This is a genomic window from Bifidobacterium sp. ESL0827, from assembly GCF_052606685.1.
On record NZ_CP199597.1, the window covers coordinates 345,792 to 361,873 of the forward strand.

Below are 16,082 nucleotides of genomic sequence, written 5' to 3' on the forward strand. Positions count from 1 at the left end.
AGCTGAGATATCAGATTCCATAAGGGCGGGCCATTATCCGGTTCCGCCCTCTTTTCATGCCCGGGCCCGGGCCTCCTGTTCGATCTGGGCCAGGCTCTTGCCTCGGGTCTCGGGCACCATGACCCAGGCGAAAACCAAGGCGCACACATTGATCAGGGCGAAGAGCAGGTAGGTGCCGGTGCCGCCCAGCCGGGCCAGCAGGGTGGGGAAGACCAGGGAGAGTCCGAAGTTGGTCAGGTTCATGGCCACGTTGGCGTAGCCCATGCCGCGGCTCTTGACCTGCTGAGGGAAGATCTCGGACAGGAGCAGCCAAGTGACCGGGGCCACCAGGCCCTGGACGAAGACCACGTAGATCATCATCATGCCGATCATAATCCAGGCGGCCGTGCGTGACCCGCTACCGGGGGCGCCGACGAACCGGTAGCAGACCCCGATGGCAGCTAGAAAGACGATGGTGCCTGCAAGTCCCACAGCCAGAATGACGCGGCGATCGAAGCGGTCGATCAGTCCCAGCCCTCCGATGGTGGCCGCTATGGCGGAGATCAGGATGACGGGCACGGTGGCAACCATGGACAGGGAGGGGTCGAAGCCCAGGGTGTCGGTGAAGATGGTCGGCGCGTAGTAGTTGACGATGTTCAGCCCGGTCAGCTGGTTGATCATGGCCACGCCGATGCCCACGATCAGCACCCGCCGGAGCCAAGGGGCCTTGAAGCTGGCGGCCCTCGCGCTCGCCGTCTGCGACAGCTCCTGCATGGTCACCCGGGCTTCTGCCTCGTCGCGGGTGGATTCAAGGAAGGCCTCTGCCTGGTCCGGTTGGCCCCGGCGGATCAGATGGGCCGGGCTGTCATGCAGGAAGCAGGCCAGCAGGGCCAGCAGGATGGCGGGTGGCACTACCGCCCAGAGCATGGTTCGCCAGTCGGCACCCACCCGGTCCAGGATGGCGTTGACGCTGACCGCCAGCAGTTGCCAGACCACGATCATGACCGAGTTGACCGAAACCACCCGTCCGCGTTCCGCCGTGCCGACCATATCAGCCAGGTAGATGGGCACGATGGTGGAGGTCATGCCGATGCCAGCCCCGATAATCAATCTTCCCGATCCAAGCAGGGCCAGGCTGGGGGCCAAGGCGCTCACCAGGGCTCCGGGGATGGCCAGCAGGGCGCCGGCCAGGATGATGCGCTTGGGGCCGAAGCGGTCGTTGAACTTGCCTGCCAGGTAGGATCCCAGCGCGGCGCCTATCAGCAGGGCTGAGGTGACCATGCCCTGTTCGCCGGCCGTCAGATGTCCACCCGAGTCAGACCCTAGGTTCATGCCGACCAGCGCCCCGGAGATGACGGTCAGGGTATAGCCGTAGAGGCCGCCGGCCAGCACGCCCAGGGCGGTCATCAGTTGCAGATTGCGCCGTCGTCCTTGCATTGCAGCCATGTGTTCCCCTTTCGCCAGATCATCCGGGCAGAATCAGAGTAATCATAGGCACCTGGGGGAGTGGCCCGGCGATCCGGCTCGCCATGGTGAACCAGAGAATCGCCCGAAAAACCAGCTTCTGGATTCGCTATACAGGCCTTAGTTGCCGGCTACATGAACATTTGAGGATATTGTCCACGACTTGCGCCTGTCATGGGCAGCGAAACTGCTCAATTTCGCATATGATAAACAAGCATCCATCACAAGGACATCGTGGATGCATACGGCCATGGTTTCATACAGCCTGGCAATGAAAGGAAATATTGTATGCGCAAGCTGATTCTCGATCTGGACACTGGTGTCGACGACACTCTAGCCATCTCTTATGCCTTAGGCAGCCCCGAAGTTGAGCTGATCGGCATAACGGGCACCTACGGCAACGTGCTGCTGGAGCAGGGCATCCGCAACGATCTTGCTATCACCGACCTGCTGGGCCACCCCGAGGTCAAGGTCTATCCGGGTCTGCCTCATGCCTCCAAGGCGGACTCCTTCGAGGTGCTGCCTGTCTCCGCCTTCATCCACGGAGAGAACGGCATCGGCGACGTGGCCATCCCAGACTCTGACCGTAAGGCGGAGGCGCAGTCGGCCGTGGACTTCATCATCGATGCGGTCAATACCTACGGCAAGGATCTGGTCTATGTGCCCACCGGCCCCATGACCAACATCGCTGCTGCCCTGGCCAAGGAGCCTGATATTGCCCAGCGCATCGGCTCCATCGTGCTTATGGGCGGGGCCCTGACCGTGCCGGGCAATGTTGATGCCTGGCAGGAGGCCAATATCTCCCAGGATCCGGACGCGGCCGACGTGCTCTTCCGCTCCGGTGCGCCCGTGACCATGGTCGGCCTGGACGTGACGCTACAGACCCTGCTCACCTACAAGGAGACCGCCCGCTGGCGGCAGCTGGGTACTGCTGCAGGCACCTTCCTGGCGGATATGACCGACTTCTACATCAAGGCCTACGAGACCACCTCGCCCCACCTGGGTGGCTGCGGCCTGCACGATCCGCTGGCCGTGGGCGTGGCCGTGGATCCGACCCTGGTCACCACCCTGCCCATGAACATGAAGGTGGAGACCAAAGGGGCCACTCGCGGGCGCACCATCGGTGACGAGCAGCGGCTCAACGATCCGAACAAGACCATGCGCGTGGCCGTCGGCGTGGACGTGCCCCGTTTCCTGGAGGAGTTCATGACCCGCATCACGAAGCTGGCCTCCAGGGCTGACTGAGGTCCGCCATCCCCGGCAAGTTCACGCAAGAGAAAGAGAATTGAAGACATCATGTCCGAAAAGCAATCCACCGAGGATTCGACAGCCGTACGATCGCTGATCCTGCTGCTGATCACCTTCGTCTTGGGCACCCTGTGCCTGCAGGGCTTCAACCTGGTCTTCCAGCAGGTCGGCAAGGATGCCGGCGCCCCCGACCAGGCCTCGTTGATCACGGCCCTGCCCAGCATCGTCCTGGGCATCGTCTGCTTCATTTACGGGTCCCTGGGCGACTTTGTATCCCTGCGCAAGCTGGTCACCTTCGGCCTGTGCATACTGTTCGTCGGGTCCGTGTATGGGTACGTGGCCAACACGATCATGGCCCCCAACATCTGGAATGTGATTGCGGCCCGGCTGCTGCAGACTGCGGGTGAGCAGGTGGCTGGCTCGGCCTACCTGGTCGTGGCCACCAAGTATCTCAAGCCCTCCCTGAAGGTGATCTTCTTCGGCATCTTCACGGCAGGCTACCAGGTGTCTGCAGCCATCGGCATCTTCGCCGCCGGTCTGCTCAGCTCCATAGCCTGGCAGTACCTCTTCCTGATTCCCGCGGTCACCATCGTCTTCCTGCCCATCCTGCTCAAGAGCCTGCCAACCGGCGGCGGCAACGGCGAGAAGGTGGACTGGCTGGGCTTTGTCATCTTCGGACTGGCCACGGCCCTGCTGACCCTCTTCTTCTCTTACACGGCATGGTGGCTGCTGGCTGCCTCCGCTGTCTGCTACCTGATCTTCGCCCTGTACATCAGCCGGGCCCGGAGCCCCTTCATCACCCCGGACTTCTTCCGCAACAAGCGCTGGCTGATGGGCATCGGGCTGATCCTGATCTTCTACTTCATGAACTACTGCATGTCGCCCATTTTCAACGCCATCGGGCGTGACGTCTACAAGGTGTCGACCACCACGGTCTCCCTGCATGTGGTCTGGGCCTTCCTGGTGGCCGCTGTGCTGGGCACCACATCGGGCGCCATCGTGGACAGGATCGGCCGCAAGCCCGCCATCATCATCGCCGCCTGCCTGATGATTCTGGGCTTCGCAGGGTCCGCACTGGTGGTCAATTCCGGCCTGCTGGCCCTGACACTGACTGCCTGCGTCTACTATGCCGGGGTCGGACTGATGTATTCGCCCATCGTCTCCACGGTGCTTGACACCCTGCCTCAGGACCAGTCGGGCCGCGGCGTGGGCATGAACGATCTGGTCATGAACGTGACCGGCTCCATCGGCATCGCCATCATCGGCGGTCTGATGGGCAAGCCCAGCCTGGAGGGCTTCAGCATCATGGGTGCCACCGGGCCGGCCGCCAATTACAGCAACCTGCTGCTGATCGGGGCCGCTGTGTCCTTGCTGGGTCTGGTCGTGTATTTGGTCTGCAAGAAGACCATCTACGCCACGGCTGCAGACCAGCAGTAGAACAGTTGTAGTCGACCGTCCGAGCGCTATAAGAGGAGTTGCTTCCTGTGTTGCGCTTGGGCGGTCGATTACTATGTGTGGTGGGGGCGCGGGAGGGGTGTCGGCTCACTTGGGGTTTGAGCCTTTATTGACGCTCGCCTCCCTGCTCCCCCTGTTCTGGCCGGAGGCGGGGGGATTGATCCGTCCCCGGCCTGTCTTACTCGTGTGAAGCGTGCAGCAGCTGTAGTTGTTCTCTGCGGTGGCGGCGGGATGCCAGCACCCCGCCCATGCCGGTCATGCCGGTGGTCAGGGCGAGCAGGATGCCTTCCCCTCCGGCCCGGGGGAGCACGCCTGGAGGCGCTACAGGCATGTACGTGTATTGGAGGTTGTTGTAGGTCAGGGTGCTTCCTGCGCCGCCCAGCGTGTAGTCGACGCTGACGGTGACTGTGCCCGGCTCATGTGCAGGCGTAGTCACGGTGACGCTGTTGCCATCGCCGTGCTTCAGGTCAGATATGGCAGTCTGGTCGAACTTAACGCCGATGATCATTGGCTGCGGGTTGAGCGCCACGTGCACCGGAGCATTCGAGTCGTTGGTGGTGCCGTCGCCGAGCTGGCTAGAGTCATTTGTTCCCCAGCCGTATGCGTATCCGTCGCTTCCAACGGTCATTGAATACCGGTATCCGCTGCTGACCTGTGTGGCTTTCAGCCCTTTGTTTATGTCCGTGGGGCTTGCGGGGTCGCGCACGTGCACAGGAACAGACGAGTCCTTTGTGGTGTTGTTGCCGAGCTGGCCATGGTTGTTCTCTCCCCATGCCCAAGTGTTTCCATCCGCATCGGATGCCAGTGAATGATAGCCTCCGCCGCTGACTTGTGTGGCTTTCAGTCCTATGCTTGCGTCCGTGGGGCTTGCGGGGTCGCGCACGTGCACAGGAACAGACGAGTCCTTTGTGGTGTTGTTGCCGAGCTGGCCATAGTTGTTCTCTCCCCAGCCGTATGCGTATCCATCACTGCCCAGAGCCAGTGAATGCCGGCTTCCGGCGCTCACCTGTACTGCTTTCAGTCCCATGCTTGCCTCCGCGGGGCTTGCGGGGTCGCGCACGCGCACAGGAACAGTAGAACCCGTACCGTAGCCGCTGGTGTTGTTGCCGAGCTGGCCATACATGTTGTCTCCCCATGCGTAGACGTATCCGTTGCTGCCCAGTGCCAGCGAATAGGAGTATCCGGCGCTGACCTGTGTGGCGTGCAGTCCTTTGCTTGCGTCCGTGGGGCTTGCGGGGTCGCGCACGCGCACAGGAACAGACGAAAAGTTACTGTAGATGTTGCTGCCGAGCTGGCCACTGCTGTTGTTTCCCCACGCGTACACGTATCCGTTGCTACCCAGTGCCAGCGAATGATCGCTTCCGGCGCTGACTTGTGTGGCTTTCAGTCCTTTGCTTGCGTCCGTGGGGCTTGCGGGGTCGCGCACGCGCACAGGAACAGACGAATCCGTGTCGGTGTTGTTGCCGAGCTGGCCATAGTAGTTCCATCCCCAGGCGTATACGTATCCGTCGCTGCCCAAGGCCATTGAATACTGGCCGCCGGCGCTGACTTGCACGTAGGTGAAATCCGCAGGCAGGTCCGGATACGTCTTACGATCAGGCTTCCTCACCATGACCGGCGTATGTCGGTAGCTGGTGCCTGTCCTGTCGCCGAGCTTGCCATACATGTTGTCGCCCCACGCGTAGGCGTTCCCGTCGCTGCCCACAGCCAAGGAAAAACCACTATAATTGTCTTTTGATCCACTGACCTGGTTGAATCTGATGCCGTTGGTGCTGTCTGCCGGGATGATGGTGGTGGTTTCGTTGCCTAGCTGGCTGCCCTTGTCGGGGTTGATTTTCCACGTGTTGTTTCGGCTTTCGGGTGTCCAGTGGGCGGTGAGGGTGAGGTTCTGGGTGACGGGTTTGCTGAAGTCGTAGGCGACCTGTCCGGTGAACCATCCGTCGAACTGGTAGCCGTCGCGTGTCGGGTCGGGGGAGGGGCGCTTGGCCATGCCGTACGGGGTGGAGACGTTCTGGTCTGCGGGTTTGGGACTTCCCTCTCCTGCGTCGAAGTGGACCGTCAGTGCAGAGCTTCGTTCGGCGTTCCTGGTCAGGGTCTGGTCGACGGTGTAGTTGAGGTTTTTGGTGAAGGGCTGGCTGTCTTGTTTGCCGGCGAGTGTGATGGTGGCTAGTCCGGGCTTGTGGGCGGGAGCCTGCGTCTGCCAGGCGTCGCCGGTCTTGGTGAGCGTCAATGCTTGGCCGTCCAGGCTGGCTGATTCCAGTGTGGGCGCGGTGCTGGTGACGAGTCTGCTTGGCTTGCCGGGCTTGTCTTGAGCGTCCACGTTCCATGTGAACATGGCGCCCTTCGCGCCGATGGCGGTGATCCTGCCGTCGGCTTCGGCGGCCTGCATGTAGGGCTGGCTGCCGTCGTCCGCTCGCCTGGGCGACTCGCCGGGCTTCCAGGCCCGGATGCGGCCGTCCGTGCCGGTGATGATGGCCTGGTCCTTGTTGGCGGTGATCCTGCTGGCCTGCACGCCGTCCGGCATGTTGACCTGGGTCATGGCGGTCGTGCTGTCGGCCAGGTACCGGGCCTGCCCGTCTGCGTTAAGGAGGAGGAGCCCTTGGCTGAGTGCTTGGGCTTGGATGATGCGCATGCCCGCTTCCTGCTTGACGCGTGAGGGTTCGGCGTTTCCAATCTTGCGTGCGTCCCATGTCCAGGCCTGCCCGTCTGCGTCCACGATGAGGATCCGCTTGTCGGAGGCGGCGGCGAGAACGGCCTGCGCCTGCCCGGGCAGGCTGGCCGTGGCCTGCCGGGTGAATTCCGGGCTCAAGCTCTGGCTGCCGGCCTGGCCGGCCTGATAGGCGTGGACCCGGCCCTGCTGGTCCACGGCCAGCAGCTGGTCACCGTCCGTGCTGATGCTGGTGAACCTGATGTTCTGATCAGTGTCGAGGATGGTGGGCGTGGCCTGCCGGCTGGACCACGTGTAGACCTGCTTGTCGGAGCCAAGCGCCGCCTGCAAGCGTCCTGTTGTTGTAGCCTGCAGGTAGTGGAACCCGTCAACAGCCCGGGCGGGGAAGGGCACCTGTGCAGGTGTGCCGTTTTGCGACCAAGTGTAAAGTCTGCCGTCGCCGGCCAGGCCGAGGAACTGCTCGCCTGCGGCGTGGATGCTGGTGTAGCGGGGCTCCTGCCTGTCGGGCGGGCTGATGGTCAGGCGGGCGCCGGAGGCGGGCCCGTGGTTCGGGCTCAGCGTCCAGTCCGTGATCCTGATCCACCGGGCTTTCAGGGCCATATTCCGGAGGACAGGGATCCGGAAGTCATAGGGCTGACCGTCATATGTCCACCCGTCGAACCGGAAGCCCTCACGCTGAGGATTCTGTTCCGGAGGAGATGCGAGAGTCCCGGTTTTCACGCTCTCCTGTGTCGGCCTGCTCCCGTCGGCTGGGTCGAAGCGCACCATATGCGCGGCCTGGCCATCCGTCGTATCGGATGACTCGTCTGAAGCGGAGCCCGCGCTGTCAGGATTGCGCGTCGGCGATGACGATGTTGTAGCGCTTGGCGTGGGATTCAGCGGCGAGACTGTTGTCAACGGTGACGGCGTGGGAAGCGGAGCATTGGTTGTGCTGCTGGGGACAGTGGCGGGGGTTTGCTCAGCTACGCGAGGGGTCTGACGACCCCCCCCCCCGGTGAGGATTGGAGCGTCCGCTTGGGCGGATGCGACGCCCAGGCCTGCCAGCAGGCTGATCAGGACGATCGTCATCGCCAACATGCGACGCAGATGGGAAACCAGATGCATGAAACCAGAACCCCTTCACCAAACACCAAGCGGTGGCAACGCCGCCTGCCTTGCAACATCTTAACGTCATTCCTGTCGGAAAGCCCTACCGCTTGCCTACGCCAGTCCTGCATCCCCGATTGCAGGAACCAATAGCAAAAGCCAGCCGTCTTCCCGACACCCCTATTTCTCACCCTACCACCCAGCACACAAACAACACAAGCAAGTAAGAGTCGGCCCCCGGTCGCAATGATCCTCTCGGCTAGGGAGGACGGCTGCTTACAGCAATTATCTGGGATGTGAGTATGGGCAGTGGCTGGGCTGACTTGTGCTCATGTGCCAGCGGCCTGCCTGCCCGCGTTTCGCTATCTGCAGTGTAGAAGCGGGGAGCGCATAACCGCCTTCGATTTTTTGTCGGCAGTAATTGACAATAGTGTGGTGGGGGGGGGCGCGGGAGGAGTGTCGGCTCACTTGGGGTTGAGCCTTGTATGACGTGCCTCCGCGCGCCCCTTGTAAGCCGGGGCGGGGGGATTGATCCGTCCTGGCCTTTCTTACTCGTGCAAAGTGTGTAGCAGCTGTCTCTGTTCTCTTAGATGACGGCGGGATGCCAGCACCCCGCCCATGCTGGTCATGCCGGTGGCGAGGACGAGCAGGACGCCTTCGCCGCCGGCTTTAGGCAACACACCCAAGGGTGTGTATGTGTATCTGAGAGAGTCGTAGGTCAGGGTGCTTCCTGTGCCGCCCAGCGTGTAGTCGACGCTGACCGTGACCTCGCCCGGTTCATGAGGGGGCGTGGTCACTGTGACGCTGCCATCGTCCTGGCTTTTAGATATATCCTTGATGGCTTTGCCGTCGAAGCTGACGCCGGTGATTACTGGAGATAGGTCAAACGTCACCGGCACCGGAACACGATTCGCGTCGTTGCCGCTGGTGGTGCCGTTGCCAAGCTGACCGTACCGGTTGAATCCCCATGCGCTTGTGTTACCGTCTTTGCCGATTGCCAGCGAATGATTCCCTCCGGCGCTGATTTGCGCTGTGTTCAGCCAGGATCCAGCAGTGCTCGTGGATTTAGCGGAAGCGAACACCTTCACGGGGGAATGTTGATCGCTCGTGGTGTTGTTGCCGAGCTTTCCATAGTTGTTTTGTCCCCATGCCCAGGCGTTTCCATTCGTGTCGACAGCCAGCGAATGAGCCCATCCGGCGCTCACTTGCACAGCTTTCAGCACTGTACTTGTATCCTTTGGGTTGAGAAGCACCGAACTGGGGACAGGATTCCTTAGGCTGCTTGTGCTGCCGTTGCCGAGTTGGCCATAGTCGTTGTGCCCCCATGCCCATGTGTTCCCATCTTGGTCGATTGCCAACGAAAGAGAGCCTCCGGCGCTAACTTGGACAGCTTTGAGCACCGTGCTCGCATGCTTGGGATCGAGCAGCACCGAGCTGGGAGTAGGATTCGCGTTAGTGCCGCTGGTATTTCCGTTGCCGAGTTGGCCATAGTCGTTGCGTCCCCATGCCCATGTGTTCCCATCTTGGTCGATTGCCAGCGAATGAAAATCCCCGGCGCTGACTTGGACAGCTTTGAGCACCGTGCTCGCATGCTTGGGATCGAGCAGAACTGACTGAGGGGTGTTAGTGCCCCTGGTATTTCCGTTGCCGAGCTGGCCGTTGTCGTTGTTTCCCCATGCCCATATGTTCCCATCTTGGTCGATTGCCAGCGAAAACAACCTTCCGGCGCTCACCTGTATGGCTTTCAGCCCCGTATCAACGTTGGATCCAGTGGAAGGATCGCATACGCGCACGGGGACGGACGAAAAGCTTGTTGTGTTGTTGCCGAGCTGGCCGTTGTTGTTGTTTCCCCAGGCGTAGGCGTATCCGTCGCTGCCCACGGCCAGTGAATGATCGGTTCCGGCGCTGACCTGCACGTAGGTGAAGTCAGCCGACACGCCTGCAGGTTTCTTCACTATGACTGGTGTATTTCGGTTGCTGGTGTTTCCGTTGCCGAGCTGGCCGTAGTTGTTGAATCCCCAGGCGTAGGCATTGCCGTCGCTGCCCACAGCCAAGGAGAAGTTGTTGGTGCCTGAGCTGCTGACTTGGCTGAATTTAGTGCTGTTGGCAGCCGCTGGCGGAGTAATCGTGGTCTGTTGTCCTCCTGTCTGGCTGCCTTTGTCGGGGTTGATTTTCCAGGTGTTGTTGGGGTCTTTGAGGGTCCATTTGGCGGTGAGGGTGAGGTTCTGGGTGACGGGTTTGCTGAAGTCGTAGGCGACCTGCCCGATGAACCATCCGTCGAACTGGTAGCCGTTGCGTACCGGGTCGGGGGAGGGCCGTTTGGCCCTGCCGTACGGGTAGGGGACACTCTGGTCTTCAGGCTTGGTGCCTTCTTCGCCCGTGTCGAAGGTGACTGTGTGGGTGGTGTCCGGAGTGGTGTCTCTGGTCAGGGTCTGGTCGACCGTGTAGTTGAGGCTCCTGGTGAAGGGCTGGCCGTATTGGTTGCCGGTGATGGTGATGGCTGCTGGTCCGGGCTTGTGTGCGGGCATGTCCGTCTGCCAGGCGTCGCCGGTCTTGCTGAGTGTGAGTGTCTGGCCGTCCATACTGGCTGATTCCAGTGTGGGTGCCTGTGTGATGATGGTTCTTTTTGGTTTGTCAGGCTGGCCCTGCTCATCAAGTTTCCACTGGTATAGGCTGCCTTGTCTGCTGATGGCGGTGATTCTGCCGTCGGCTTCGGAGGCTTGCATGTAGGTCTGGCTGCCGTCGTCCGCCCGCTCGGGTTTGTTGCCGGGCTTCCAGGTCCAGACTTGGCCGTCCGTGCCGTTGATGATGGCCTGGCTGCCGTTGGTGGTGATTGATCGGGCTTTCATGCTTTCCGGCAGGCTGGCGGCTGTTATTTTGGTCGAGCTGTCGTTTAGGTACTGGGTCTGCCCGTCCGCATCCAGGAGGAGGAACCCCTTGTTGAGGGCTTGGGCTTGGATGATGCGCATGCCCGGTTCCTGTTCGATGCGTGAAGGCCCGGCGTTTCCCGAGGCCGTTTTCCAGGTCCAGGTTTGCCCGTCCGCGTCCAGGATGAGGATCCGCTTGTCGGAGGCGGCGGTGGTGACGGCCTGCGTCTGCCCGGGCAGGCCGGTTGCGGCCTGCTGGGTGAATTCCGGGGTCTGGTCCTGGTTGCTGGCCTGGTCAGCATGGTAGGCGTGGACCTGTCCCTGCCGGTCCACCGCCAGAAGCAGGTCATTGTCCGTGCTGATGCTGGTGAACCCGGTGTTCCGGTCGGTGTTGAGGATTACGGGTTCAGTCTGTCCGCTGTTCCAGATGTAGATCCGCTGGTCGGAGCCGAGGGCCGCCTGCCACCGGCTGCCGGCTGCGGCCTGCAGATAATGGAACCCGCTGGGAGCCTGGGCGGGGAAGGGCACCTGCTTGGGCGGGCTATCTTTCGTCCATGTGTAGATGCGGCCGTCGCCGGTCAGGCTGACAGTCTGCTCGCCTGCGGCGTGGATATTGCTGAAACGTGGTTCTTGCTTGTCGGGCGGGTTGATGGTCAGGCGGGTGCCGGAGGCGGGCCCGTGGTCCGGGCTCAGCGTCCAGTCTGTGACTTTGGTCCACTGGGCTTTCAGGGTCGTGTCCTGGAGGATGGGGGTCTGCAAGTCGAAAGGCTGACCGTCATATGTCCACCCGTCGAACCGGAAGCCCTCACGCTGCGGATTCCGTTCCGGAGGGGAGGCGAGAATCCCATTCTTCACGCTCGCCTGTGTTGGTTTGCTTCCGTCGGTCGGGTCGAAGCGCACCACGTGCGCGGCCTGAGCATCCGTTGTTTCTGTTGATTTGGCCGGAGCCGATTCGCCGCTGCCTGTACTGCCCGTCGGCGATGAGGGAGCATTTGGGCTTGCTGTTGCGGCGTTTAATGGCGATGCTGTTGTCAGAGGCGATGGCGAGGGAAGTTGAGTATTTGATGCACTGCTGGGGAAAGAGGCGGGATTTTGCTCAGCTACGCGAGGGGTCTGACGACCCCCCCCCCCCGGTGAGGATAGGAGCGTCCGCTGCGTTGGCGGACGCGACGCCCAAGCCTGCCAGCAGGCTCAGTAGGACGATCATCATCGCCGAAACGGAACGCAGACGGGAAACCAGATGCATGACTTATAAACCCCTTACCGACACCAAGCAAAGCCAACAGCTCGCCTATAACGTCTTATCTGTCGGAAAGTCCTTCTGTCTTTCAATGTCGGCTCAGCATCAGATTGCACGAGCCATAGCGGAAAGCCAGCCGTTTCCCGACACCCCTATCTTCACCATACCACCAAGTTAAAAAGCAACACACGAAGCAATTGGTGGTAAGTCATTTGGAATTATTTGCAGTATGGACCGTGTAATCGTCGGTTTTTATGGCAAAACAGCAATTCCGATTGAATCGCATTTTTGGCGAAAGCGGGCCGTAAGCAATGCCCTGGTGAGTCTCATCTCCTCACGAAATTCGTCACTGCTTGGCTATAGAACACTGATAAAACAACATAATCTGTGGGGGGGGGGAAGGGACAGTATCTTAGGGCAGCAGGCTACAGCCACCCATTCTTAATTGGCTCTGCCTTAATTGGCTCTGCCGTGCCCTTGCTTGGCCTGGTTATGTATATAGCCTGCAAGCAGACTATCTATGACAAGCGTGATAACAAGTAGTAAACAGTTGTAGGTTTTGTTTTTGACATGAAACAATAACTCTCACCCTCAAGAGCAACTGCTTTTCTGTTGCTGTCGTGTGGTTCATTAATGAGTGTGGTGGGGGCGCGGGAGGGGTGTCGGCTCTCTTGGGGTTTGAGCCTTGTGTGACACTGGCCTCCCTGCTCCCCCTATATGGACCGGGGGCGGGGGGATTAATATGCCACCCGGTCTGTCTTACTCGTGCGAAGCGCGCAAAAGGCGGTGTATTTCCCGCCTGTGTCGGCGGGATGCAAGGACCCCGCCCATGCCGATTACGCCGGTGGTCATGGCGAGCAGGATGCCCTCCCCTCCAGCCTGTGGGAGCACGCCTGCAGGCGTTGCAGGCGTGTACGTGTATTGGAGGGAGGTGTACGGTTCCTGGGGTGCGCCGCCCAGCGTGTAGTCGACGCTGACGGTGACTATGCCCGGCTCATGTGCAGGCGTGGTTACGGTGACGCTGGTGCCATCGCCACGTTCCAGTCCTGCTGCTGGGGTTTGATCGAACCTGACGCTGGTGATCATCGGCTGCAGGTTGAACGCCACCGGCACCGGAACACTCGAGCTGCTAGTGGTGTCGTCACCGAGCTGGCCATTATCGTTGTTTCCCCATGTTTTAGCATTCCCATCCGTGTCGATTGCCAGCGAATGTTTTTCTCCGGCGCTGATCTGTGTGGTTTTGAGTCCTTTGCTCGTATCTGTGGGGTTGGCGGGGTCGCGTACGCGTACAGGAGCTGGATTCGCATCATAGTTGCTGGTGTTGTTGCCGAGTTGGCCATACTCGTTGTTTCCCCAGGCGTAGGCGTATCCGTCGCTGCCCAGGGCCAGCGAATGATTGCCTCCGGCGCTGATCTGTGTGGTTTTGAGTCCTTTGCTTGCGTCGTCGGGGTTGGCGGGGTCGCGTACGCGTACAGGATCTGGATTCGCATTATAGTTGCTGGTGTTGTTGCCGAGTTGGCCCCTGTAGTTCCTTCCCCAGGCGTAGGCGTATCCGTCGCTGCCCAGGGCCAGCGAATGATTTTCTCCGGCGCTGACCTGTGTGGTTTTGAGCCCCTTGCTTTTATCTGTGGGGTTGGCGGGGTCGCGTACGCGTACAGGATCTGGATTCGCATTATAGTTGCTGGTGTTGTTGCCGAGCTGGCCATAGTAATTGGTCCCCCAGGCGTAGGCGTATCCGTCGCTGCCCAGGGCCAACGAATGAGAGTATCCGGCGCTGACCTGTGTGGTTTTGAGTCCTTTGCTTGCGTCGTCGGGGTTGGCGGGGTCGCGTACGCGCACAGGAACATGCGAATCCGCATTGTCGCCGCTGGTGTTGTTGCCGAGCTGGCCATAGTAGTTGTTTCCCCAGGCGTAAACGTATCCGTCGCTGCCCAGGGCCAGCGAATGATCACCTCCGGCGCTGACCTGTGTGGTTTTGAGCCCCTTGCTTTTATCTGTGGGGTTGGCGGGGTCGCGTACGCGTACAGGAACTGGATTCGGATCATTGCCGCTGGTAGTGTTGTTGCCGAGCTGGCCATAGTTGTTATATCCCCAGGCGTAAACGTATCCGTCGCTGCCCAGGGCCAGCGAATACTGATATCCGGCGCTGACCTGCACGTAGGTGAAATCCGTTGGCCGGTCGGGATACGTCTTGGTATCCGGCTTCTTCACCATGACCGGTGTAGTCTGGGGTTTGGTTGTCCCATTGCCGAGTTGGCCATATGTGTTGTCTCCCCAGGCGTAGGCGTTCCCGTCACTGCCCACCGCTAGGGAAAACCCATAAGAGTAGTTGTCTCCTTTGTCTCCGCTGACTTGGCTGAACCTTATGCCTCGGCTAGTGCTGTCTGGCGGGGTGATGGCAGTGGTTTCGTTGCCCAGTTGGCTGCCTTTGTCGGGATTGATGCTCCACTGGGTGTTCTGGCTTCTGGGCGTCCAGTGGGCGGTGAGGGTTAGGTTGGCCGTGACGGGCTTGCTGAAATCGTAGGCGACCTCCCCGATGAACCATCCGTCGAACAGGTAGCCTTCACGCGCCGGGTCGGGTGAGGGACGCTTGACCCTGCCGTACGGGGTGGAGAATTTCTGGACTCCTGGTTCGGGCTTTCCTCCGCCCGTCTTAAAGGTGACCTGGTATGTGGAACCTTGCCGGGTGTCCCTTAACAGCGGCTGGTCGACGGTGTAGACGAGGCTTCTGGTGAAAGGCTGGTTGTCTTGTCTGCCGGTGAGTGTGATGGCGGCTGGCCCGGGCTTGCGGGCGGGCATGTCCACCTGCCAAACTTCGTCTTTCATGCTGAGTTTGAGAGGCTGGCTGTCCATGCTGGCTGTTTCCAAGGTGGGCGCGGTCGCGGCGTTAATTTTGGCTGGCTTACCTGGATTGCCTTGAGCATCCGGGCTCCACGTGTACATGCTGCCTTGCCTGCTGATGGCGCTGATTCTGTTGTCGGTGGAGGTGGCCTGCGTGTAGGGCTGGTTCCCGCTGTCCGCGCGCATGGGCGTTTCTCCTGGCTTCCAGGTCCAGATGCGGCCGTCCATGCCGGTGATAACGGCCTGGTTCTTGTTGGTGGTGATCCTGCTGGATTTAGTGCTTTCCGGTAGGCTGACCGGGGTCATGCTAGTGGTGCTGTTGTCCAGGTACCAGACCTGTCCTTCTGAATCCAGAAGGAGGTCTCCTGTGTTAAGAGATGCAGCATCGACGATGCGCATGCCCGTGTTTTGCTCAACACGTTCGGGTTTTGCACTCCCTGCGTTGTCTGGCTGCCATTTCCAGACTTGCCCGTCCGTATCCACGATGAGGATCCTGCCGGAGGAGGCGACGGCAAGAACTGCCTGCGCCTGTCTGTGTAGGCGGGTCGTGGCCTGCTCGGTGAATTTCGGGGTCGGGTCCTGACTATCGGCCTGGCTGGCCTGGTAGACGTGGACCTGGCTTTGCTGGTCCACCGCTAGGAGAAGACAATTGTCCGTGCTGATGCTGGTGAACTCGGTGTTCTGGCCGGTGTCAAGGAGCGTGGGCATAGTCTGCTGGCTGTTCCAGGCGTAGATGCGCTGGTCGGATCCAAGCGCCGTCTGCCATTGGCTGCCGGTTGCGGCCTGCAGGTAGCGGAACCCTTGGGGAGCCTTGGCGGGGATGGGAATTTGCCTCGGTGTGCTGTCCTGTGTCCATGTGTAGATGCGGCCGTCGCCGGTCAGGCCGATAGTATGCTCTCCTGCGGCTTGAATGCTGACGTAGTAAAGTTCCTGCTTGTCAGGCGGGCTGATTATTAGATGTGCTCCGGCGGCGGGTCCGTGGTCCGGGCTCAGTGTCCAGTCCGTGGTCCTGGTCCATTTGGCTTTCAGAGTCATGTCCTGAAGGATGGGGGTCCGGAAGTCGAAGGGCTGGCTGTCATATGTCCACCCGTCGAATTGGAAGCCATCACGCTGCGGATTCTGTTGCGGGGCAGCGGCGAGAGTACGGTTCTTCACAGTTGATTGTGTCGGCCTGCTTCCGTCACCCGGGTCGAAGCGCACCATGTGCATGGCTTGACCGTCCGCTTTGTTGGAT

The 16,082-nt window shown here is 60.7% G+C and carries 6 protein-coding genes; 2 read left to right on the forward strand and 4 right to left on the reverse strand.

All coding sequences use genetic code 11. From position 1 onward, the window contains the following. Nucleotides 1–54: 54 nt before the first annotated feature. Nucleotides 55–1,425 (reverse strand): sugar porter family MFS transporter, encoded by a 1,371-nt coding sequence (locus ACUIAI_RS01325; protein WP_445342373.1) that lies wholly within the window; start codon nucleotides 1,423–1,425, stop codon nucleotides 55–57. 306 nt (nucleotides 1,426–1,731) lie between these two features. Here ACUIAI_RS01325 and ACUIAI_RS01330 point away from each other — a divergent pair, with 306 nt between their 5' ends. Then, complete coding sequence (locus tag ACUIAI_RS01330) at nucleotides 1,732–2,688, forward strand: nucleoside hydrolase (RefSeq protein WP_445342374.1); 957 nt, start codon at nucleotides 1,732–1,734, stop codon at nucleotides 2,686–2,688. A gap of 51 nt (nucleotides 2,689–2,739) precedes the next feature. Then, nucleotides 2,740–4,128: an MFS transporter gene (locus tag ACUIAI_RS01335; RefSeq protein WP_445342375.1), complete on the forward strand. Its 1,389-nt coding sequence runs from the start codon at nucleotides 2,740–2,742 to the stop codon at nucleotides 4,126–4,128. A gap of 196 nt (nucleotides 4,129–4,324) precedes the next feature. Here ACUIAI_RS01335 and ACUIAI_RS01340 read toward each other — a convergent pair whose 3' ends face one another. The 3 genes from ACUIAI_RS01340 to ACUIAI_RS01350 form a co-directional block, all read right to left on the reverse strand. Beyond that, complete coding sequence (locus tag ACUIAI_RS01340; RefSeq protein ID WP_445342376.1) at nucleotides 4,325–7,918, reverse strand: RCC1 domain-containing protein; 3,594 nt, start codon at nucleotides 7,916–7,918, stop codon at nucleotides 4,325–4,327. A 530-nt stretch (nucleotides 7,919–8,448) separates the two neighbouring features. After that, nucleotides 8,449–11,622, reverse strand: coding sequence for an RCC1 domain-containing protein (locus ACUIAI_RS01345; protein ID WP_445342377.1), 3,174 nt, complete (start codon nucleotides 11,620–11,622; stop codon nucleotides 8,449–8,451). 1,144 nt (nucleotides 11,623–12,766) lie between these two features. Continuing rightward, complete coding sequence (locus tag ACUIAI_RS01350) at nucleotides 12,767–16,003, reverse strand: RCC1 domain-containing protein (RefSeq protein ID WP_445342378.1); 3,237 nt, start codon at nucleotides 16,001–16,003, stop codon at nucleotides 12,767–12,769. Between the last annotated feature and the right edge of the window lie 79 nt (nucleotides 16,004–16,082).